General features: G+C 62.8%; 24 protein-coding genes and 1 pseudogene. 9 read left to right on the forward strand and 16 right to left on the reverse strand.

Going from position 1 to position 18,454, the window contains the following annotated elements:
* The 4 genes and pseudogenes from EOA13_RS24110 to ybgC form a co-directional block, all read right to left on the reverse strand.
* A pseudogene (locus EOA13_RS24110) lies at positions 1–448 on the reverse strand (hypothetical protein); the annotation flags it as partial.
* A gap of 7 nt (positions 449–455) precedes the next feature.
* A complete protein-coding gene (tolR, locus tag EOA13_RS24115; RefSeq protein WP_127296183.1) occupies positions 456–908 on the reverse strand; it encodes a protein TolR in 453 nt (150 codons plus the stop codon).
* 10 nt (positions 909–918) lie between these two features.
* Positions 919–1,629, reverse strand: coding sequence for a protein TolQ (gene tolQ, locus EOA13_RS24120; protein WP_023811854.1), 711 nt, complete (start codon positions 1,627–1,629; stop codon positions 919–921).
* 397 nt (positions 1,630–2,026) lie between these two features.
* Positions 2,027–2,497 carry a tol-pal system-associated acyl-CoA thioesterase gene (gene ybgC / locus EOA13_RS24125; RefSeq protein ID WP_127296184.1) on the reverse strand — a complete coding sequence of 157 codons (471 nt, stop codon included), beginning with the start codon at positions 2,495–2,497 and terminating at the stop codon, positions 2,027–2,029.
* A gap of 56 nt (positions 2,498–2,553) precedes the next feature.
* Here ybgC and EOA13_RS24130 point away from each other — a divergent pair, with 56 nt between their 5' ends.
* Positions 2,554–3,804 (forward strand): cellulase family glycosylhydrolase, encoded by a 1,251-nt coding sequence (locus EOA13_RS24130; RefSeq protein WP_127296185.1) that lies wholly within the window; start codon positions 2,554–2,556, stop codon positions 3,802–3,804.
* 99 nt (positions 3,805–3,903) lie between these two features.
* Here EOA13_RS24130 and ruvB read toward each other — a convergent pair whose 3' ends face one another.
* From ruvB to EOA13_RS24175, 9 genes are all read right to left on the reverse strand, one after another.
* Positions 3,904–4,941 (reverse strand): Holliday junction branch migration DNA helicase RuvB, encoded by a 1,038-nt coding sequence (ruvB, locus tag EOA13_RS24135; RefSeq protein WP_023811851.1) that lies wholly within the window; start codon positions 4,939–4,941, stop codon positions 3,904–3,906.
* Positions 4,938–5,342 (reverse strand): type II toxin-antitoxin system VapC family toxin, encoded by a 405-nt coding sequence (locus EOA13_RS24140; RefSeq protein WP_127296186.1) that lies wholly within the window; start codon positions 5,340–5,342, stop codon positions 4,938–4,940. Before EOA13_RS24140 ends, ruvB begins: the two co-directional genes overlap by 4 nt.
* Positions 5,339–5,623 carry an AbrB/MazE/SpoVT family DNA-binding domain-containing protein gene (locus EOA13_RS24145; RefSeq protein WP_023811849.1) on the reverse strand — a complete coding sequence of 95 codons (285 nt, stop codon included), beginning with the start codon at positions 5,621–5,623 and terminating at the stop codon, positions 5,339–5,341. The genes EOA13_RS24140 and EOA13_RS24145 overlap by 4 nt, the downstream gene beginning before the upstream one ends.
* Before the next feature lie 68 nt (positions 5,624–5,691).
* A complete protein-coding gene (gene ruvA / locus EOA13_RS24150) occupies positions 5,692–6,312 on the reverse strand; it encodes a Holliday junction branch migration protein RuvA (protein WP_027037190.1) in 621 nt (206 codons plus the stop codon).
* 27 nt (positions 6,313–6,339) lie between these two features.
* Positions 6,340–6,759 (reverse strand): type II toxin-antitoxin system VapC family toxin, encoded by a 420-nt coding sequence (locus EOA13_RS24155; protein ID WP_127296187.1) that lies wholly within the window; start codon positions 6,757–6,759, stop codon positions 6,340–6,342.
* Positions 6,737–7,006, reverse strand: a complete 270-nt coding sequence (locus EOA13_RS24160) for an AbrB/MazE/SpoVT family DNA-binding domain-containing protein (RefSeq protein ID WP_027162524.1) — start codon at positions 7,004–7,006, stop codon at positions 6,737–6,739. Before EOA13_RS24160 ends, EOA13_RS24155 begins: the two co-directional genes overlap by 23 nt.
* A 56-nt stretch (positions 7,007–7,062) precedes the next feature.
* A complete protein-coding gene (gene ruvC, locus EOA13_RS24165; RefSeq protein WP_127296188.1) occupies positions 7,063–7,572 on the reverse strand; it encodes a crossover junction endodeoxyribonuclease RuvC in 510 nt (169 codons plus the stop codon).
* A gap of 76 nt (positions 7,573–7,648) precedes the next feature.
* Entirely contained in the window at positions 7,649–8,182 is a 534-nt protein-coding gene (locus EOA13_RS24170; protein WP_127296189.1) for a DUF1465 family protein, read from the reverse strand.
* A 398-nt stretch (positions 8,183–8,580) separates the two neighbouring features.
* Complete coding sequence (locus EOA13_RS24175) at positions 8,581–8,961, reverse strand: hypothetical protein (RefSeq protein ID WP_023811843.1); 381 nt, start codon at positions 8,959–8,961, stop codon at positions 8,581–8,583.
* Positions 8,962–9,293: 332 nt separating this feature from the next.
* Here EOA13_RS24175 and EOA13_RS24180 point away from each other — a divergent pair, with 332 nt between their 5' ends.
* A complete protein-coding gene (locus EOA13_RS24180; RefSeq protein WP_127296190.1) occupies positions 9,294–9,845 on the forward strand; it encodes a DUF2269 family protein in 552 nt (183 codons plus the stop codon).
* A gap of 33 nt (positions 9,846–9,878) precedes the next feature.
* Here the strand turns inward: EOA13_RS24180 and EOA13_RS24185 are convergent, their stop codons facing one another.
* The 3 genes from EOA13_RS24185 to EOA13_RS24195 all read right to left on the reverse strand — a co-directional run bounded on the left by EOA13_RS24185 (position 9,879) and on the right by EOA13_RS24195 (position 12,039).
* Positions 9,879–10,649 (reverse strand): sulfite exporter TauE/SafE family protein, encoded by a 771-nt coding sequence (locus EOA13_RS24185; RefSeq protein ID WP_127296191.1) that lies wholly within the window; start codon positions 10,647–10,649, stop codon positions 9,879–9,881.
* Positions 10,650–10,768: 119 nt separating this feature from the next.
* A complete protein-coding gene (locus EOA13_RS24190; protein WP_127296192.1) occupies positions 10,769–11,497 on the reverse strand; it encodes a class I SAM-dependent methyltransferase in 729 nt (242 codons plus the stop codon).
* Positions 11,498–11,559: 62 nt separating this feature from the next.
* The gene (locus EOA13_RS24195) at positions 11,560–12,039 is read right to left on the reverse strand and encodes an Lrp/AsnC family transcriptional regulator (RefSeq protein WP_127296193.1); all 480 of its coding nucleotides are present in this window, start codon (positions 12,037–12,039) and stop codon (positions 11,560–11,562) included.
* Positions 12,040–12,173: 134 nt separating this feature from the next.
* Here EOA13_RS24195 and EOA13_RS24200 point away from each other — a divergent pair, with 134 nt between their 5' ends.
* The 7 genes from EOA13_RS24200 (at position 12,174) to EOA13_RS24230 (ending at position 18,453) form a co-directional block, all read left to right on the forward strand.
* Complete coding sequence (locus EOA13_RS24200) at positions 12,174–13,079, forward strand: DMT family transporter (RefSeq protein WP_127296194.1); 906 nt, start codon at positions 12,174–12,176, stop codon at positions 13,077–13,079.
* A gap of 134 nt (positions 13,080–13,213) precedes the next feature.
* On the forward strand, positions 13,214–13,861 hold the full coding sequence (locus tag EOA13_RS24205; protein WP_127296195.1) for a thiamine phosphate synthase: 648 nt from the start codon (positions 13,214–13,216) through the stop codon (positions 13,859–13,861).
* Between the two features lies 1 nt (position 13,862).
* Positions 13,863–14,903, forward strand: coding sequence for a tetratricopeptide repeat protein (locus EOA13_RS24210; protein ID WP_127296196.1), 1,041 nt, complete (start codon positions 13,863–13,865; stop codon positions 14,901–14,903).
* A gap of 174 nt (positions 14,904–15,077) precedes the next feature.
* Positions 15,078–15,644 (forward strand): elongation factor P, encoded by a 567-nt coding sequence (efp, locus tag EOA13_RS24215; RefSeq protein ID WP_013529127.1) that lies wholly within the window; start codon positions 15,078–15,080, stop codon positions 15,642–15,644.
* 85 nt (positions 15,645–15,729) lie between these two features.
* The gene (locus EOA13_RS24220) at positions 15,730–16,530 is read left to right on the forward strand and encodes an inositol monophosphatase family protein (protein WP_023811836.1); all 801 of its coding nucleotides are present in this window, start codon (positions 15,730–15,732) and stop codon (positions 16,528–16,530) included.
* 106 nt (positions 16,531–16,636) lie between these two features.
* The gene (locus EOA13_RS24225) at positions 16,637–17,323 is read left to right on the forward strand and encodes a hemolysin III family protein (RefSeq protein WP_164780293.1); all 687 of its coding nucleotides are present in this window, start codon (positions 16,637–16,639) and stop codon (positions 17,321–17,323) included.
* Between the two features lie 104 nt (positions 17,324–17,427).
* Entirely contained in the window at positions 17,428–18,453 is a 1,026-nt protein-coding gene (locus EOA13_RS24230) for a MotA/TolQ/ExbB proton channel family protein (protein WP_013529124.1), read from the forward strand.
* Position 18,454 lies beyond the last annotated feature (1 nt).

Here is an 18,454-nt window from a genome sequence, read left to right on the forward strand (position 1 = left end):
GCTCGGGCTTGACCTCTTCATTGGGCGTCGGCGCCGGCGCCACTTCCGTTGCCGGGGTGGGCTTGGGCTTCTCCTGCGGCTTCGGCACGTCCTCGGGCTTCGGCTTTTCGATCGGGGTCGGCGCGGGCGGCGGAGCCGAGGTCATGTCGACGGGCTTGGGCTTGGCTTCCGGCGTTATCGGCTTGTCGGTGTCGACGCTGTTCTCGCCGACCTTCTGCGCATCCGGAACGATGTCCGGGCGCTGCGTCGGCACGGGTGCCGGCTTTTCATGCATCACGGCCTTCTTGTCGCCCTGCAACGTCTGCGCGATGGCTTCCATCGGCACGATATCGACCGCGACCGACTCGACGTCGGACGACGGAAGCGCGGCCGGCGCCGTCAGCGTGAACAGGCCGAAGGTCAGCGCCGCCGTATGCAAGATCACCGATGTGGTGAGGCCGGTCTTCATCGCGCGTCTATTGGTCCTGTTCCTGCAGTGAAACCAGCCCGATGTTCTTGTAGCCAGCGGCCGAAATGCGGGCCATCACCTTCATCGCCGTGCCATAGTCGGTGGACTTGTCGCCGCGGATGAAGATGCGCTCCTCATAGCCGGTCTTCGAGATCGCCTGCAGCTTGGCTACCAGCTCCTCGATCGGGATCTCGGTTTCCTGGAGATAGATCTCGCCGGCTGCGTTGATCGAGACGGTGATCGGCTGCGTGTCGGCATTCATCGCCTTCGCCTGCGTATCCGGCAGGTCGATCGGAACGCCGACCGTCAGCATTGGTGCCGCGACCATGAAGATGATCAGCAGCACCAGCATCACGTCGACCATCGGCGTGACGTTGATCTCGGACATCAGTGCATGGTGACGGCCGCGCCGCCTGTGGCCGCGCCCGCCGCGTCCTCCCATGCCCATGGACATACCCATCTGCTACTCCTCAGGCCTTGGGGGCCACTTTTTCATCGATTTGGCGCGAGAGTATGGCGGAGAACTCGTCGGAGAACCCTTCCATGCGCACGGCTATCTTGCTCGCATCGGACGACAGTTTGTTGTAGGCGATGACGGCGGGAATGGCGGCGAGCAGGCCGATGGCCGTCGCCAGCAGCGCTTCGGCGATGCCCGGCGCAACCACGGCGAGACTGGTGTTCTTGGAGCCGGCGATCGCCTGAAACGACGTCATGATGCCGATGACGGTGCCGAACAGGCCGATGAAGGGTGCCGCCGAGCCGGTGGTGGCAAGGAAACCGAGGCGCCCTTCCAGCTTTTCCATCTCGCGGGTCAGCGCCAGGTCCATCGCCTTGTCGATGCGGGTCTGCAGGCCGAGCGGCGTTTTGGCGCCCTTCTCGAAACTCTTCTTCCACTCGCGCATCGCAGCCACGAAAATGGCGCCCATGCCGGTGGTCTTGCGGTCGGCGAGCGTGCGGTAGAGCTCCTCCAGCGACTGCCCCGACCAGAACACCTGCTCGAACCGGTTGAGCGCCAGCCGCATACGGGCATAGGAAACCAGCTTGTCGACGATGATCGCCCAGGTCCAGACCGAGGCGCAGAGCAGGCCGATCATGACCAGCTTGACCACCCAACTGGCCGAAACGAACAGCGACCAAACCGACAATTGCGCGCCCGGGTCGGCGAGTGCGATATTTTCCATCGTTACGTCCTTAAGATTTTCCGGGCGAAGCTGGCGGCTGGCCCCTGGCATCCCTTGTGGTCGGTTCGCACGAAGCTACCGGAACAACCCCAAACTGTGCCGTTATCGGCCTTTTCGGGGCAAATATTGGTGAAAGGAAGGCGTTCGATAACGCCAATCTTCACCAATCTCTTCATGAACTGTTATGGTTAAGGATGGGTTAGTATATAAGGCGCGGCGCATTGCCACGCCCAGCGGCAAGGCCATCAATTCAATGGCTGCGCCTAGGGTGTGCTGAGATTCAGGTCAGGCCGAGCCGAAAACGGTAGATTCCGAGAACCGGAGCGGAGCGTACTTTTCGTACGCGAGCACCGGAAGCGCAGGAAGCTGCTGTTTGCAGGCCGGCATCACCTGAATATCAGCGCACCCTCGGCATGAACGCCGCCACCCACTCCCTGGGAAAACGCCTTGGGCGGCCATTCTCACCGATGATCGCCGCCTCGACCTTGGCCTCGACCAGCAGTTCGTCGCCACGCTTGAGCTGCTGCGCCATGAAGATGCGCGCGCCGGAAATCTCCTCGGTGCGGGTGTCGACGGTCAGGATGTCGTCGATACGGGCGGGGCCGCGAAAGTCGATTTCCATGCGCCGCACCACCCAGACTATTTTCTCGCCATGCTTGCCATCGGCAAGCTCGGTGTGGTGCACGCCGGTCAGCCGGAGATAGTCGGAGCGACCGCGTTCGAAGAATTCGAGATAGCGCGCATGGTAGACGACGCCGGAGAAATCCGTGTCGGCATAATAGACCCGCGCCATCAGCCGGTGGCCGAACGTGGTCAGCGCGCCGGAAAGCCCGGCCAGCAGCGTCGCCGATTCACCATGATCGCCCATTGCGCTTCCTTTTTCAGCCCCGACGAGGCACCAGTTCCCGCGGAACATAACATCGGATGGCACTGTTGACGGCGATGATCAAGAGTTTGACGGCGGCGCTGTTCGTGCTGGTGGCTTTGGCGCTGCCTGGCCAGACCGCGACATTCTCGATGAAGCGCGGCCTCAATCTCGACCAATGGGTTACATGGCCCGGTGAAGACCAGTGGGGCGACGCCAAGGCCATCCTGCCCTATCCGGAATGGCGCAAATTTCTCAAGGAGGAGGACCTCAAGGCGCTGAAGGATGCCGGCCTCGATTTCCTGCGCATGCCGGTCGACCCTTCGCCTTTCCTGTCCGACCAGACCGTGGCCTTGCGTGACGACCTCTATGCCAGCGTGCTGGACTCCGTGCGCATGATCAACCGCGCCGGACTGAAAGTCGTAGTCGACATGCACCTGATCCCGGCCAGCGGCAGCCGCAAGATCGGCATGGCTGAAGTGATGGAAGACCCGCGGACCTTCGACGCCTATCTCGAGATGGTCCGCAAGATGGCCCGCACGCTGGCCGGCGAAGATCCCAGACAAGTTGCCTTCGAGCCAATGAACGAACCGATCGTCGACTGCGACAGCGATGGCACCAGCCTGTGGCCGGACCGCCAGCGTAAACTGTTCGCGGCGGCGCGATCTTCGGCGACGAACCTGACCCTCGTGCTGACCGGCGCCTGCTATTCCGCCGCGAGCTCGCTGGAAAAGATAGATCCGAAGACGATCCTGGACGACAACGTCATCTGGACATTCCATTCCTACGATCCGTTCCTGCTCACCCATCAGGGTGCGACCTGGGCCGGCGACTTCATCCCCTACGTGACCGGCCTGCCTTACCCGCTGAGCGCGGTGCCCAAGGCACAGCTCGACGTGACGCTCGACACCATCCGCGCCAGGATCAAGGCCGAGGCGCCGTGGACACGGCAGAGCGGCCTGCTTGCCTATCTCGACGAACAGGTCGCCAGCATGGACAGCCTCGACAAGCTGCTCGGCTTGATGGATGCGCCGTTCAAAAAGGTCGAGGCATGGGCGAAGGCCAACCGCGTCAAGCCGGAAAACATCACGCTGGGCGAGTTCGGCATGATCCGCCAGGAATATGGCAATTCCTATGTGATGCCCGCCGAGTACCGGGCCGCCTATGTCGGGGACATGATCGGGCGTGCCGAAGCGCATGGCTTCTCATGGTCGGTGTGGAGCTATGGCGGCGCCTTCGGCATCGTCGACGCCTTCAACGGCGACAAGGCCGAGCCGGATGTGCTGGACGCGATCCGCGGGCTGCGTTGATCGCTCAGCCAAGATCGATCGAGAAGATTCCGGGCGCATAAAAAACGTACCAACGCAATGCTGAGCCAGGCCCAGACGACGGGACGGCGCGCTGCAAAATTACTCTTCCTGGAACAGGTTGATCTGCTGCTGCGCCAGATCTTTCGGCGCGTCGAGGCCGAGATGGCGCCAGGCATTGGCCGTCAGCATGCGGCCGCGCGGCGTGCGCTGGATAAAGCCCTGCTGGATCAGATAGGGCTCGATGATGTCCTCGATGGCGTCGCGCGGCTCTGACAGGCCGGCGGCGATCGTCTCGATGCCAACCGGCCCGCCGCCGAAATTGCGCGCGATCATGCTGAGATACCGCCGGTCGAGCGCGTCGAGGCCGAGCGCATCGACCTCCAGCCGAGTGAGCGCCTCGTCGGCGATCTTGCGGTCGACATGGCCGTCGCCGGCCACCGAGGCGAAATCGCGCACACGGCGCAAGAGCCGGCCGGCGATGCGTGGCGTGCCGCGCGCACGCCGCGCGATCTCCAGCGCACCGTCGTCGCCAAGCGGCATTTGCAGGATGCGCGCGCCGCGCCGCACGATCTGCTCCAGCTCCTCGACCGTGTAGAAATTGAGCCGTACCGGAATGCCGAAACGGTCGCGCAGCGGATTGGTGAGCAGGCCGAGCCGCGTGGTGGCGGCGACGAGCGTGAAGCGGGCAAGGTCGATCTTGACCGAACGCGCCGCCGGTCCTTCGCCGATGATCAGGTCGAGCTGGAAATCCTCCATCGCCGGATAGAGGATCTCCTCCACCGCCGGGCTCAGCCGATGGATCTCGTCGATGAACAGCACGTCGCCTTCCTCGAGATTGGTCAGCAGCGCGGCAAGATCGCCGGCCTTGGCGATGACCGGGCCGGAGGTCGAGCGGAAATTGACGCCGAGCTCACGCGCCATGATCTGTGCCAGCGTCGTCTTGCCCAGACCGGGTGGCCCGACGAACAGTACGTGGTCGAGTGCCTCGTTGCGGCCTTTGGCGGCCTCGATGAACACTTTGAGATTGGCCCGCACCGCCGCCTGGCCGACGAAATCGTCGAGCGTCTGCGGCCGCAAGGTCTGCTCGGCATCCTCGCCGCGTTTTTCCGGCGCAATCAGGCGGGGCGACAGGCTCATGCGAGCAGTTCCATACTGGCAATGGACTTGGCGGCCCGCTGATCGAACGTGACTGTATGCGAGCAACCCAGATTTCGATTGTGCTCGGCGATCAGCGCATCGGCAAAATCTACCTGCGGCAAATTTGATCTTTCGAGCGCAATCACGATGGCATCGAAATCTTCGAACAACAGTGTCTTGACCTTCAACAGTCTCTGGATTGCCGCCTGCATCTGCTCTTTCGGTAGTCTGTAGCGCGAAATCAACGACCAGCTGAATTCCACCAGCACGATCAAGCTGACGAAGCCGGGAGCATCGTCGCTGAGGCCTTCGCCGAATGCGAGGGCTTTCGCCCGTTGCTCTGCATCGTCGTTCAGCACCATTCGAAGCAGAACGTTCGTATCAATGCCGATCGACGTCACTCGTCGCCCTCTCGTCCGCCTTGCGATCCGTCTCCGACAACATGCCTACCAACTGCATCCCGCACCGCGAGGTCGATTTCCTCCAGTGACGCCGGACCGCCGGGCGGATCGCCCAGAAATCCGGCGAGGTCCGCAAAGTCGAGATTGCGCGGCGTTCCAATCAGGTAGCCATCCATGACCGTCCAGGCGATCATGTCACCCGTTTTGAGTGACAGCGCATCCCGGACATCTTTTGGAATTGTAAGCTGACCCTTCGAGGTCAGACTGGCGTAAGCACCCATTTTCTTACTTTCTAAGAAATTTCCTACCAATCATATGATAGTCGGAATTTTCTTTTCCAACAACCATATCACCGCGCCAGTTCCTTCAGCCCGAAGCGGATCAGCTTCGGCGCATCGGCATCCTCGCCCGCCGTCTTCAGCGCCGCCGCCACAGCATTGGCGGCGGTGTCGCGCGAATAGCCGAGATTGACCAGTGCCGAGACCGCGTCGGTGATCGGCGCGGATGCCACGCCGTCGCCGAGTTCCTGCTTCAGGCCGATGGTGCCCGAGGCGGTGCCGGCATAGGCCGGCGCCTTGTTCTTCAATTCGGTGACGATGCGCTCGGCCACTTTCTTGCCGACGCCGGGCGCGCGCGAAACCATGGCGATGTCGCGCAGCGCAATGGCGTTGGCGAGATCCGCCGGCGCCAGCGTCGACAGGATGGCCAGCGCCACCTTGGCGCCGACGCCCGGCACATTGTTCATCAGCAACCGGAACCACTCGCGCTCGAGCTGCGACTGGAAGCCGTAGAGGCGCAGCATGTCCTCGCGCACATAGGTCTCGATGAACAGCACCACCGCTTCGCCGGGCGAAGGCAGCGCGGCCAGCGTGCGCGCCGAGCAATAGGCGACATAGCCGACGCCATGGATATCGACGAGGCAATGGTCCTCGTCGACCTCGTCGAGCGTACCCTTGAGCTTGCCGATCATGCCAGACCTTTCATGGAAGATGGGCTCTCATGGGTGCGTCTCAGGAGAGATGATGTCGAGTTCCGGGAAGTAACTACGGTAACGCGCGGCGTCGCGGGTCAAAAGACGATGTCCAGCGACGGTCGCGTGAGCGCCGATAAAGAAATCGGGCAAGGTTCTTTCCCTGATGCCACCGGCCCGGCGATAGCGGGAATGCGTGACGCCGGCAAGGAATGCCGCGTCCCAAGGTACAAGTTCGCGATCCATCTCAAGCATGTCGACTGCTTTTCGAAGCGCCGTTTCCGTCGCAATCAGCGGCGCCAACTCGGACCAGACGATCGTGTTGACCACCAACGCGCCGTCGCGGCGGCAGGAGGCGATTGCCGATGCCGACCATCCTTTCAGCGGTCCGGCTGGACCCCAAACGTCGAGCAGGACATTTGTGTCAATCAACGTCGAGATCTTCACGCGGCCCCCTCAACCACTCCATGTACTGATCGGTGGTCATGCCTCCCAGATCCAACGTCCCCTCCATCCGGTCGAGGACATCGCTGAACCTGCGCAATTTCTCTTCCTGGGAGAGGTTCTCGTTGACGGCAACCAGCCGTACGCCCTCGTCGGTGGCCACGAACTCCACCTCGGAGCCCGGGGCGATGCCCAGACGGTCCCTTATCGGCTTGGGGATTGTAACTTGCCCCTTGGTGGTCACGCGCATGGTAATACCTCAGCGGTATTACTTATCCCTGCAACGTGAACAAGTCAAGAACATAGCTAGCCGGCCAGCGCCATTCTGTAGGCCACGCTTTGCCGATGATGCGCGTGACAGATGGCGATGGCTAGCGCGTCCGCGGCATGTTCGGTGTCGAAGACGGCTTTCGGCAACAGCACCTTCACCATCATGTGGATCTGCTTCTTGTCGCCATGGCCGACGCCGATCACAGCCTTCTTGACGGCGTTGGGCGCATATTCGGCGACGACGAGCCCCGCACGCGCCGGCACCAGCATGGCGATGCCGCGTGCCTGGCCAAGCTTCAGCGTTGCCACCGCGTCCTTGTTGACGAAGGTCTGCTCGACCGCCGCCTCGTGCGGCATCGCGCTGTGCAGAATATCCGCCAGCCCGTCATGCAACTGGCACAGCCGCGTTGCAAGCGCCGCCTTGTCGTCGGACTTCACAGTGCCGGAAGCAATGAAGCGCAGCGAATTGCCGAGGCTTTCGACGATGCCCCAGCCGGTGCGCCGAAGCCCAGGGTCGATACCGATGATGCGAATCGCTTCCGCCATTTGCCGAGTTTACCTCCGGCGGACAGCGATGCCAGCGAAATGTGAACAAACCGGAAACAGAAGGCGGGCCGAGGTTTTAACCCCGAGCGAAAGCCGTGTTCAGCAGGCTGATCTGGTCGGAAACCGGATTGAGGCGGCGAGCCATCGGTTGCATTTCGACCATGGCCCCCGAGCCATAGATCTCGTCGTCCATGCGGCGCACCAACGCTTGCAGGCGAAGCGAGCGGGTGACGAGGTCGAGGAAATCCTCGGGCAGCTCGGCCCAGCCGGCGGCTTCGTCATGGGCGGAAGCTGTGTCGAGACGCACCTTGGATTTTTCCGACGCGACCTGATCGCGGGTCATCTCCCCGGAATTGGCGGCGCGCTGCAAAAGCAGCCAGGACGCAACCTGCATCAGCCTGGTGGTCAGCCGCATCGATTCGGCCGCATAGAGCGTGGCGCCCAGCCGCGACAGTTTCTTTGCCTCGGCCCGGCCCTTGCCGTCGAGATATTCGGCAGCCTGTTCGACCAGGCCCATGCCTTCCTGGTAAAGCGGCTTGAAGGATTGCGAGAAAACCCGGCGCTCCGCCAGCTTGACGGTTTTCGCACTGCCCTTCGAAGGCTCGTTCATTGATACGCCCCTGCACTTGCAACCGGCCGATTCGGCTCCCTGCCGATACACCCGGAACCCTATCTGACTGAAGCTTGAAAATGCGCTTCGTCACTGGCGAAGGCAAGCACATGTTTAACAGAAGGTTAACGGCGAGCCACCGTTGGGCGGCCCCCGCCGAGATGCGGACAAAAAGGGAAATGAAGACAAAAAAAGAGCCGCGGATAAGGCGGCTCTCAGGAGTTTAACAGGGAGGCGTCAAACAAAGTGGCTCCAACCACTCGGTAAGAATCCAGATCACTGGATGAACATAGTAAACACCTGTAAAGCTTAATGAAGCCTTAACGGCGCGGATGTTTTTTGACCGAACGCCGCCATACTGTGCCGTAACAGCACAGCATCTCCTACGTCAGGTTAGCTCAGGCTGTCCTCCAGACGGCGGGCAAGGCGATGAAGGCAAACAACAGCATGGCTGCGTAGAAGCCCATCGAGGAGGCCGCCACCAGCGGTTCGATCGCGGCATTGCCGGCAAGCAGGAAATAGAGGCCGATCAGCAGGCCGATACCGCTGATTGCGGTCAGCCAGAAATGAACGGTAGCGAGCGTCTTCTGCCCGATTGCCGGAAACAAATGGTAGAAGAAGGCGAAGACCGCCGACATCAGCCATCCGGCCACCATCGTGTGGGCGTGGGTCGGCATCTGTCCGTGATCCTGGCTGATCGCCATGTATAGGCCGAGCGCCATGCCGCACAGCGAATAGATGATGGCCAGCGTGAAGAAATTCCGTGCTATCCCTTGCATAATGGTCCCCCGAATTGCCTTTTCCCGTTTGCGGGAATGGGTTGATCGTCAGGCGATTGTTGTCGCCACCGGGCTCCCGGCATTGGCGCACTAGCATCGGCAACGTATCCGGACGATGTCGCGCCAACCCCTCCCGACATCCGTATATTAGCAGAAAATCAGATAGTGCATTCACAATCTCGGCGACTTCGTAAGTTGAGGGCAGGCTGAAACAGAGCCGGATTTTTCGCGACATCGTTCCGAAACAGGCCCCGCGCTAAACGCCCGCTCCTCTGACGGCCGGCGCAAATCAGCGCTGCCGCAAACCTGACCGGACACTGCAGGAGCAACCCATGGACTGGTACTCGATTGTCAAATTCCTCCACGTCACTACCGCCATTCTGTGGGTCGGTGGCGGCTTCGTGCTGTTCCTGCTGGGCATGCTTGCCGAGCGGGCGGGCAACATAGAGGAAAAACTGCAGGCAATGCGCGCCAGCGGTCAGCTGGGCGGCAGGTTCTTTGCGCCGATATCGATGCTGACGCTGATTTTCGGCCTCATCATGTGCTGGTTCTGGGTCGGCTTCTCCGACCTGTGGATCCTGATCGGCCTGGCCGGCTACGCCACGACCTTTTCGATCGGCATGTTCATCTTCAAGCCGACCGGCGAGCGCATGGGCGAGATGATCGCCAGGGAGGGCGTCACGCCAGCCGTTCTTGCCATCGGCCAGCGCATGATGAGCGCGGCACGCTTCGACTATGCGGTGATGCTGGTGATCATTGCCGACATGGTGTTCAAACCGACCGTGCATGACATCGGCATCCTCGCCGGCATGATGCTGGTCGTCGTGGCGGGTGCCACGCTGGCGTTTGGCGGTAACCGTCGCCTGGTCCCGAGCGCTGCCTGACCCCTGATGACGGGCGGCGGCGCAGCCGCCTTTCTACATAAGACCTGCGATGCCATCCCACAGCAGCTTCAGCGCCACGACCGCGACGGTTGCGTAGGTGAAGGGATAGAAGGTTTCCGGCCGCATCCGGCGCACCAGCCAGGCCCCGGCAATGGTCGACAGCGGCGCCAGCGGCATCAGCACCGCCGATGCCGTCAGATTGGCGGTGTCGAACTGGCCGAGCGCGAAATAAGGCACAAGTTTCAGCGCATTGGTGGCGGCAAAGAAGATCGCGGCGGTGCCCGACAGAACCTTCGGATCGAGACGGATCGGCAAGGCATAGACCTGGAAGGGCGGGCCGCCGACATGGGCGACGAAACTGGTGAACCCGGCGACCGTGCCCCAGACCGCGGCGGCCACACGGTTGGGCGCGGCTGCGTGGTCGGCGCCGTGGCGGAACTGCAGATAGAGCCAGCGCAGGACGAAGATGATGGCGACGGCGCCGACGATCAGCCGCACCGCCTCTTCGGTGACCAGTGCCGCCGTCAGCCAGCCAAGGCCGATGCCGATGACGGCGCCCGGCATCATGTCGACCAGCATCTTTCTGTTATAAACGCCCCACCATGTCCATACCGAGACGATGTCCATCAGGCACAGGATCGGCAGCAGGATGGCCGCCGCCTGCACCGGCGGCATGGTCAGGGCCATCAGCGGCACGCCGACGAAGCCGACGGCGCCGCCAAAGCCGCCCTTGGACAGGCCGACCAGAATGACCGCCGGAATGGCGGCCGCATAGAACCACGGGTCGAGAAGCAGGCCTGACATGGGAGGGGGACTGGTCCGGAGGGAAAGCGTGTCGACGCTTGAATAGCCCAGAATGCCGGGCGGAGCGACAGCAAATATGAGCGTGGCGGCCGCACATGCGAGCCGACGCAGGCCTGCGCCTACCGACGCGCCGAGACCAGCAGGAACATCGGCCGCTCGAGTTCCTCAGCCAGTTCGGGTTTGGCCGCGATCTGCTCTGATGTCGGACGGAACTCCTCGACATGGCCGATGGTGAAGCCGGCTTGGATCAGAGCGTTGAGCGTGGTGCCGATCGTGCGATGATGTTTCACGACACCCTTGGCCAGCCAGTCCGTGCTGCGCGGTCCTTCCACTAGATACTGGTCGATAGGCCACGTCTTGCGGCCTTCGGCATCGATCACCCAGCCGGGTTTGGTCGGCGCCATGAAGATCGGATGTTCCGTCGAAAAGACGAAATGCCCGCCGGGCGCCAGGGCCTGATGCACGGTCCCGAACAGATGCGACACATCCTCGACATAGTGCAAGGCGAGCGAGCTGTAGACGAGATCGAAGCTGGCTTCCGGCAGGCTGAGCCGATCGAGATCGGCCGTCTCATAGTCTATGCCCGCATCCGGGTGGGCGGCCCTTGCCCGGGCAAGCATCTTCTCCGAGAGATCCAGGCCAAGCACCTGCGCCGCCCCATGCTCGCGGGCCCAGCGGCAGAACCAGCCGAAGCCGCAGCCGAGATCGACGACCCTCAAGCCGCCGACATCGGGCAGCATGGCGCGCAGTGCCGGCCACTCGGCGGCACCCTTCAGCCCTTCGACCGAACGGCCGAGCTGGCTGTAGCCTGCGAAGAAATCCTCACGGTCGTATATGTTCTGCGCCATGGTTCCGGCCTCGTTTGTTCCGGCACACTAACCAACCGGCCACCGGCTTTCCACCAACTCGATCAGGATGCCTGCAAGACCTTTGCCCTGTCGCGCGGTGAAGCTGCATCGAGCGGCGGTGGACGCCGCCGGATCGGCTGCGCCTTGATGATGGCGGTGCTTGTCTCGGCCTTGTCTGCGATACGGTCGAGAATCCCGTCGAGATCGCCGATCGAGCGCACGAACAGCCGGGCGACGAAACAGTCATCGCCCGTCACCTTGTCGCATTCGCCGAATTCGGGGATGTCCTCGATCAGCTTCTGGACGATGTGCAGCTTGCCCGGCAAAGGCCGGATGCGCACAATCGCCTGCAAGGTATAGCCGAGCGCCAGCGGATCGATCTCGACGGTGAACGCCCGGATGACGCCGCGCTCCTCGAGCCGTCGCAGCCGCTCCGAAACGCTTGGCGACGACAGCCCGACCTGGGCGGCCAGCTCCTTCAGCGAGGTGCGCGCATCCTTGACCAGGATTTCAAGGAGATTTCGGTCGAGATCATCCAGCATCTTTTTTCTTTCCCCGATAGTTTGGAGTTTCTCCTAATATAATTAGGCTAACCGGCCATACACCCTTTCCAATCAGATGGAAAGCTTCGCGGCAGCATGAGATTATTGCGGCTCAACCGATACGGAGATTCGTTGTGAACGAAACGGTGCGCGGCACGGTCGAAATGTCAGCCGCAATGGCCATCCTGGGAACGATCGGATGGTTCGTCGTCCTGTCCGGCCAGCCAATCATGGATGTGGTGTTCTGGCGTTGCGCTTTCGGCGCGCTGACGCTGCTCATCATCTGCGCCGGGCTGGGATTGCTGCGCAACAAGCTGTCGCTGCGCATCATCGGCATCGCCGCGCTCGGCGGCGTCGCAATCGTCGTCAACTGGCTGCTGCTGTTCAGCGCATTCTCGCGCGCGTCGATCTCGATCGCCACCGCTGTCTACAACACGCAGCCCTTCATGTTGGTCGGCTTCGGTGCGCTTTTCTTCGCTGAACGGCTGACCCTGACCAAGCTGACCTGGCTGGCCATCGCCTTCGCCGGCATGGTGCTGATCGTGCAGTCGGCCCCCGACGCCGGTGATGTCGGCACGGATTATTTTACCGGCATCGTCATGGCATTGGGCGCGGCTTTCTTCTGGGCCGTCGCCGCCATCGTCACCAAGAAACTCAAGGGCACGCCGCCGCACCTCATCGCACTGATCCAGGTCTGCGTCGGCGTGGTCATGCTGGCGCCGTTCGCCAATCTTTCCCAGCTTCCCGTCGATACCTGGAGTTGGTCTATGCTGGCGACGCTCGGCATCGTCCACACCGGCCTGATGTACATACTGATGTACGGCGCCATCCAGAAGCTGCCGACGCATCTGCAGGGATCACTGTCGTTCATCTATCCCGTCGTCGCCATTCTGGTCGACGTCGTCGCCTTCGGCCATCGGCTGCATCTGAGCCAGGTCGTCGGCGCCACCGCCATCCTGATCGCCGCTGCCGGCATGAATCTCGGCTGGACGGTGTGGAAAGGCAAACCGCCCGTCGCGAGCCCGCACCCGATCAAGTGATGCGCCCTCCCGGCTGCCCGGCGGATCAAACATCGCGATCCCGGCTGCCCGCCTGTTCAAGGCGGGCACTTTGCTCTATGCCGCAATCCAACCATCTTCGCCCGGCATAGGCGAAACGCGGGACCCGAAGAACCATGAATGAAGCAACGCCCCCCAACCGCTGTCGCATCGTGCTGATCGCGCCGCCCGGCGTGCCGGCGGCCCGTATTGTCGCGGCATTCGGTGGCGGCGATGTCGCTTCGCTGATCCTGCCCGAGAACGGCATGGATGAAGCCTCCTTCCAGGCTTTCGCCGAACAGATCGTGCCGGCAGCGCAAGCCGCCGGCGTTGCTGTCATCATCGCCGGCGACACCCGCATAGCCGGCCGCGTCCAGGCCGACGGCATCCATGTCGAGGTCTCCAAGGCCGAGCTCGCCGAGACGATCGAGCATTTCCAGGCAAAGATGATGGTCGGCACCGGCGGCGCCAAGACGCGTGACGACGCGCTCGAGCTCGGTGAGACACGGCCCGATTACATCTTCTTCGGCCGCTTCGGTTACGACAACAAGCCCGGACCGCACCCGCGCAACCTGTCGCTCGGCGCATGGTGGGCGGACATGATCCAGATCCCGTGCATCGTCATGGCCGGATCCGACATCGCCTCGGTCGAAGCCGTGGGCGCCACAGGTGCCGAATTCGTGGCACTGTCGAGCGCCGTGTTTGCCGACGGCACCGATCCCAAGACAGCGGTCGCCAGCGCCAACGCGCTGCTCGACGAGACCGCGCCTCGCTTCGAGGACTGACGTGCCCTCGGCGAGGCTTCCCCTCCAGGCTCTGCTTGCGGTGCTGATGGTCCAGGCAGCGGCCGCGGAGACCATCCCGCTGCCGCAGCCCAAGCCGGAAATCGGCATCCACACCGACAAGCCGATCGACAAGCCGCTGCCGCAGCCCGCCACCACGGCAGAACCGGCGCCGCTGCCGTCGGCCGACACAGTCAATCCCGACCGCTTCGGCGCAAAACCCGCAGACGCGGCCTATGGCGCCTTCCAGCGCGGTCTCTACAAGACAGCTTACAATTTGGCATTGGTCCGGGCGCAAAACGGCGATTCGGCGGCGCAGACCTTGGTGGCCGAGATCCTGTCGCGGGGGCTCGGTGTACCGGTCAATTCGGCGCAAGCGGCGAAATGGTACGCGCTGGCCGCCGAACAGGGTGTGCCGGAATCGCAGTTCCAGTATGCGCTGATGCTGCTCGACGGCCGCTATGTCAAAAAGGATGGAAAAGAGGCCTACGCCTTGATGCAGGCCGCCGCCGAAGCCGGCAACCGGCTGGCGCAATTCAATTTCGCGCAGATGCTGGTCCAGCAGGACCCCGGCGACGCCGGCATGGCCAAGGCGGTCTCCTACTATGAGCGCGCCGCCGCGACCGGCCTCGCGGACGCGCAATACGCGATGTCGCAGATCTACGCCAATGGCGTCGGCGGCAAGCCACGCGACGACGCCCAGGCAAGGCGCCTGCTGGCGCAGGCAGCCAGGCAGAACTACGACACCGCGCAGATCGATCTCGCCGCCTGGATGATCGAAGGCCGCGGCGGTGCGCGCGACCTGAAATCCGCCTTCGGCTGGATGAAGCAGGCGGCGGAAGGCGGCAATGTCGCCGCCCAGAACCGCCTGGCCAAGCTCTACATGCAAGGCATCGGCACCGATCCGGACCTTGTGCTTGCCGGCGCCTGGTACGTCGTCGCCCGCCGTGCCGGCCTCATCGACCCCCAGATGGACGACTTCCTGCAGGGGCTGGACGACGACCAGACCAAGCAGGCGCTGCAGAAGGCAAACCGGCTGCCTTGACTGCGGTTCTCGCTTTCATTGCAAGTGTAACCTCGGCTCCCCTCGCCTGGCACCGACCTGCCCGCTCCCTTGCCTCTTCTGGCGATTTGTGGTCTTGGGAGCCCGAAATCGCTTTCCCAGCGAACATCCCATACCAACGGCGTGGCCGTTGGCATCATTCCGGATCATCTCATCATGGCCAAGATCAATGGCAACGAAATCCGTCCCGGCTATGTCATCGAGCATGATGGCGGCCTTTGGGTGGCGGTCAGGACCAACACCGTCAAGCCCGGCAAGGGCGGCGCCTACAATCAGGTCGAACTGAAGAACCTCATCAACGGCACCAAGCTCAACGAGCGCTTCCGCTCGGCCGAGACGGTCGAACAAATCCGGCTCGACCTGAAGGATTTTTCCTTCCTCTACGCGCAGGAAGACGCACTGGTGTTCATGGACACCCAGAGCTACGAGCAGCTCGAATTGAACAAGGACTTCGTCGGCGATCGCGCCGCCTTCCTGCAGGACGGCATGATGGTGACGGTCCAGCTCTACGAAGAGCGGCCGATCGGCATTTCGCTGCCCGACTATGTGACGCTGACCATCACCGAGGCCGACCCGGTGGTGAAGGGTCAGACGGCGGCATCGTCCTACAAGCCGGCGATCCTGGAGAACGGCATCCGCGTCCTGGTGCCGCCCTTCATCGGCGCCGGCGAGCGCATCATCGTCGACACCAACGAAATCACTTACGTGCGCCGCGCCGACTGACGCATGTCGCCAAAAGTGGCCCCGGTTCTGGGTCACCGACATGCATCGAGGCGGAGTTTAAAGCGCAGCACCGGGAAAAAGCACTATGGCACGCTCAGCCCTTCTCAACGTCATGGTCCAGGCCGCAATGAAGGCCGGCCGCTCACTGTCGCGCGACTTCGGCGAAGTGCAGAACCTGCAGGTCTCGATGAAAGGCCCCGGCGACTATGTCAGCCAGGCCGACCGCAAGGCAGAGGACATCGTCTTTGCCGAACTGTCCAAGGCTCGGCCAGGCTATTCCTTCCTGATGGAAGAGCGCGGCGTGGTCGAAGGCGACGACGGCCAGCATCGCTGGATCGTGGACCCGCTCGACGGCACCACCAATTTCCTGCACGGCATTCCGCTCTTTGCCGTTTCGATCGCGCTGGAGCGCCAGGGCCAGATCGTCGCCGGCGTTATCTACAATCCGGCGATGGACGAACTCTACACCTGCGAACGCGGCGGCGGCGCCTTCATGAACGACCGCCGCTTGCGCGTCGCTGGCCGCATCAAGCTGGTCGACACCGTGATCGGCTGCGGCATGCCGCATCTCGGCCGCGGCCACCACGGCAATTTCCTGGTCGAACTGCGCAACGTCATGGCCGAGGTTTCCGGCGTCCGCCGCCTCGGCTCCGCCTCGCTCGATCTCGCCTATGTCGCCGCCGGCCGCATGGATGGCTTCTGGGAAACCGGCCTGTCGGCCTGGGACATCGCCGCCGGGCTGCTTTTGATCCGCGAGGCGGGCGGCTTCGTCTCCGACATGGATGGCGGCCAGGACATGCTCGACAACGGCTCGGTCGTCGCCGGCAACGAGGTCATCCAACGCGCTTTGCTGAAGGTCGTGAAGAAGCCGCTCTCCTCCCGCTGACAGGCACGCCGCGCTGATGCGCCGCAGTCGCAAAACCGCAACGAAAGCTTGAAATACTGCCCGGCATGCGCCCAAATTGGAGGGCGCGGTGCAGGAACCCGGCTTAGTGAGAGACAACGAACCCTACCCCGATATCCCGTTCATCGGACGCTGGCACTATTCGCGTGCCGAGATGATCGCAGACGGTATCGTCCACGCGGTCGGCATCGTGCTGGCGATATCGGCCGGTTCCGCACTGCTGGCGCTGGCGGCGTTTCGTGTCGGACCGGGCGAATACATCGCCGCCGCCTTCTACGTGGTTTCGCTGCTCACCGTGCTCTCGGTGTCGATGACCTACAATCTGTGGCCGGTGTCGTCGCCGGCGAAATGGGTGTTGCGGCGTTTCGACCACGCCGCCATCTATCTGCTGATCGCCGCGACCTATACGCCTTTCCTGGCGCAGCTCGAAGGCTCACCGCTGGCGCGCTGGATGATCGTGCTGGTCTGGACCGCGGCAGTGCTGGGCATTGCCATCAAGGTGTTCTTTCCCGGCCGTTTCGACCGGCTGGCGATCGGCTTCTATCTTGCCATCGGCTGGAGCGGCATCATCCTGGTCAAGCCGCTTGTCCAGACGCTGCCGACGACATCGATAGCGCTGATCGTCGCCGGCGGCATCGTCTATTCCTGCGGCGTCATCTTCTTCGCCTGGAAGGGGCTGCGCTTCCACAACGCGCTGTGGCACGGTTTCGTCGTCACCGGCGCCGGTCTGCATCTGGCCGCCATGGTCGACTGTCTGGTCATCAATCGCCTCTGACACTATCGACGCGGCTATATTGCCAAGCGCCATTCAATTTGGTCACAATTCCGTTTAGAGTCGCGGTTTACGTGATCGGCGGCGGCATCGGAAACGGGGCACGGATGGCTTTTCTCAGATCCTTCGGCATGGGCAGACGTTCTGATGTCCTGATCTACGACCCGCATAAACTATCGAGCCCGCAGGTCTTTTTGCTGACCATGGTGATCTTCCTGGTCATCGTCGCCTTCATCGCCGCCATTCTGACCCGACAGATCTCGACCGCCTTTGGCAGCAATCCCGGCCTCAATGGCCTGATCGTCGGCGTGCTGGTGGTCGGCATCCTTTTGGCCTTCGCCCAGGTCGGGCGACTGTTTCGCGAAGTGCGCTGGGTCAACTCCTTCCGTGCCGGCTCTGAAACGACAGAACCGGTGCTGCTGGCGCCGATGAAGGCGATGATCGGCCGTTCCTCGGCGATGGCCTTCTCGACCAGTTCGATGCGCACCATGCTCGATTCCATCGCCACCCGCCTCGACGAAAGCCGCGACACCTCGCGCTATCTCGTCGGCCTGCTGGTGTTCCTTGGCCTGCTCGGCACCTTCTGGGGCCTGTTGAACACCATCGGTTCGATCCGCGAGACCATCGAATCGCTCGATCCCGGCACCGGTGACGCCGCCGCGGTGCTCGATTCCTTGAAGCAGGGGCTTTCCGCGCCGCTGGCCGGCATGGGCACGGCCTTCTCGTCCTCGCTGTTCGGCCTCTCCGGCTCGCTGGTGCTCGGCTTCCTCGACCTGCAGGCCGGCCGCGCCCAGACGCGCTTCTACACCGAACTGGAAAACTGGCTGTCCTCGGTGACCGACCTGTCGTCGGACATCGTCGTCGCCGACCCAGCCAAGACCGAATCCTCCGACGAGATCCGGGTGCTGTCGGAACGGCTGCGCAGCATGCAGGAGAATGGCGGCGGCTCCAACCCGCGCGTCGCCACCGCCATGGCCAATCTCGCCGACGGCATTTCCGGCCTGGTCAAGAACATGCGCTCGGAACAGCAGATCATGCGCGACTGGGTCGAGGCCCAGTCCGACGAGCAGAAGGCGATGCGCAACACGCTGGAAAAGATCGCCGATGCCCTGAAGAAGCCCGGAGTGCACTGAA

It is taken from the genome of Mesorhizobium sp. M7A.F.Ca.US.011.01.1.1 (genome assembly GCF_003998295.1).
In the GTDB taxonomy this organism is placed as follows: domain Bacteria; phylum Pseudomonadota; class Alphaproteobacteria; order Rhizobiales; family Rhizobiaceae; genus Mesorhizobium.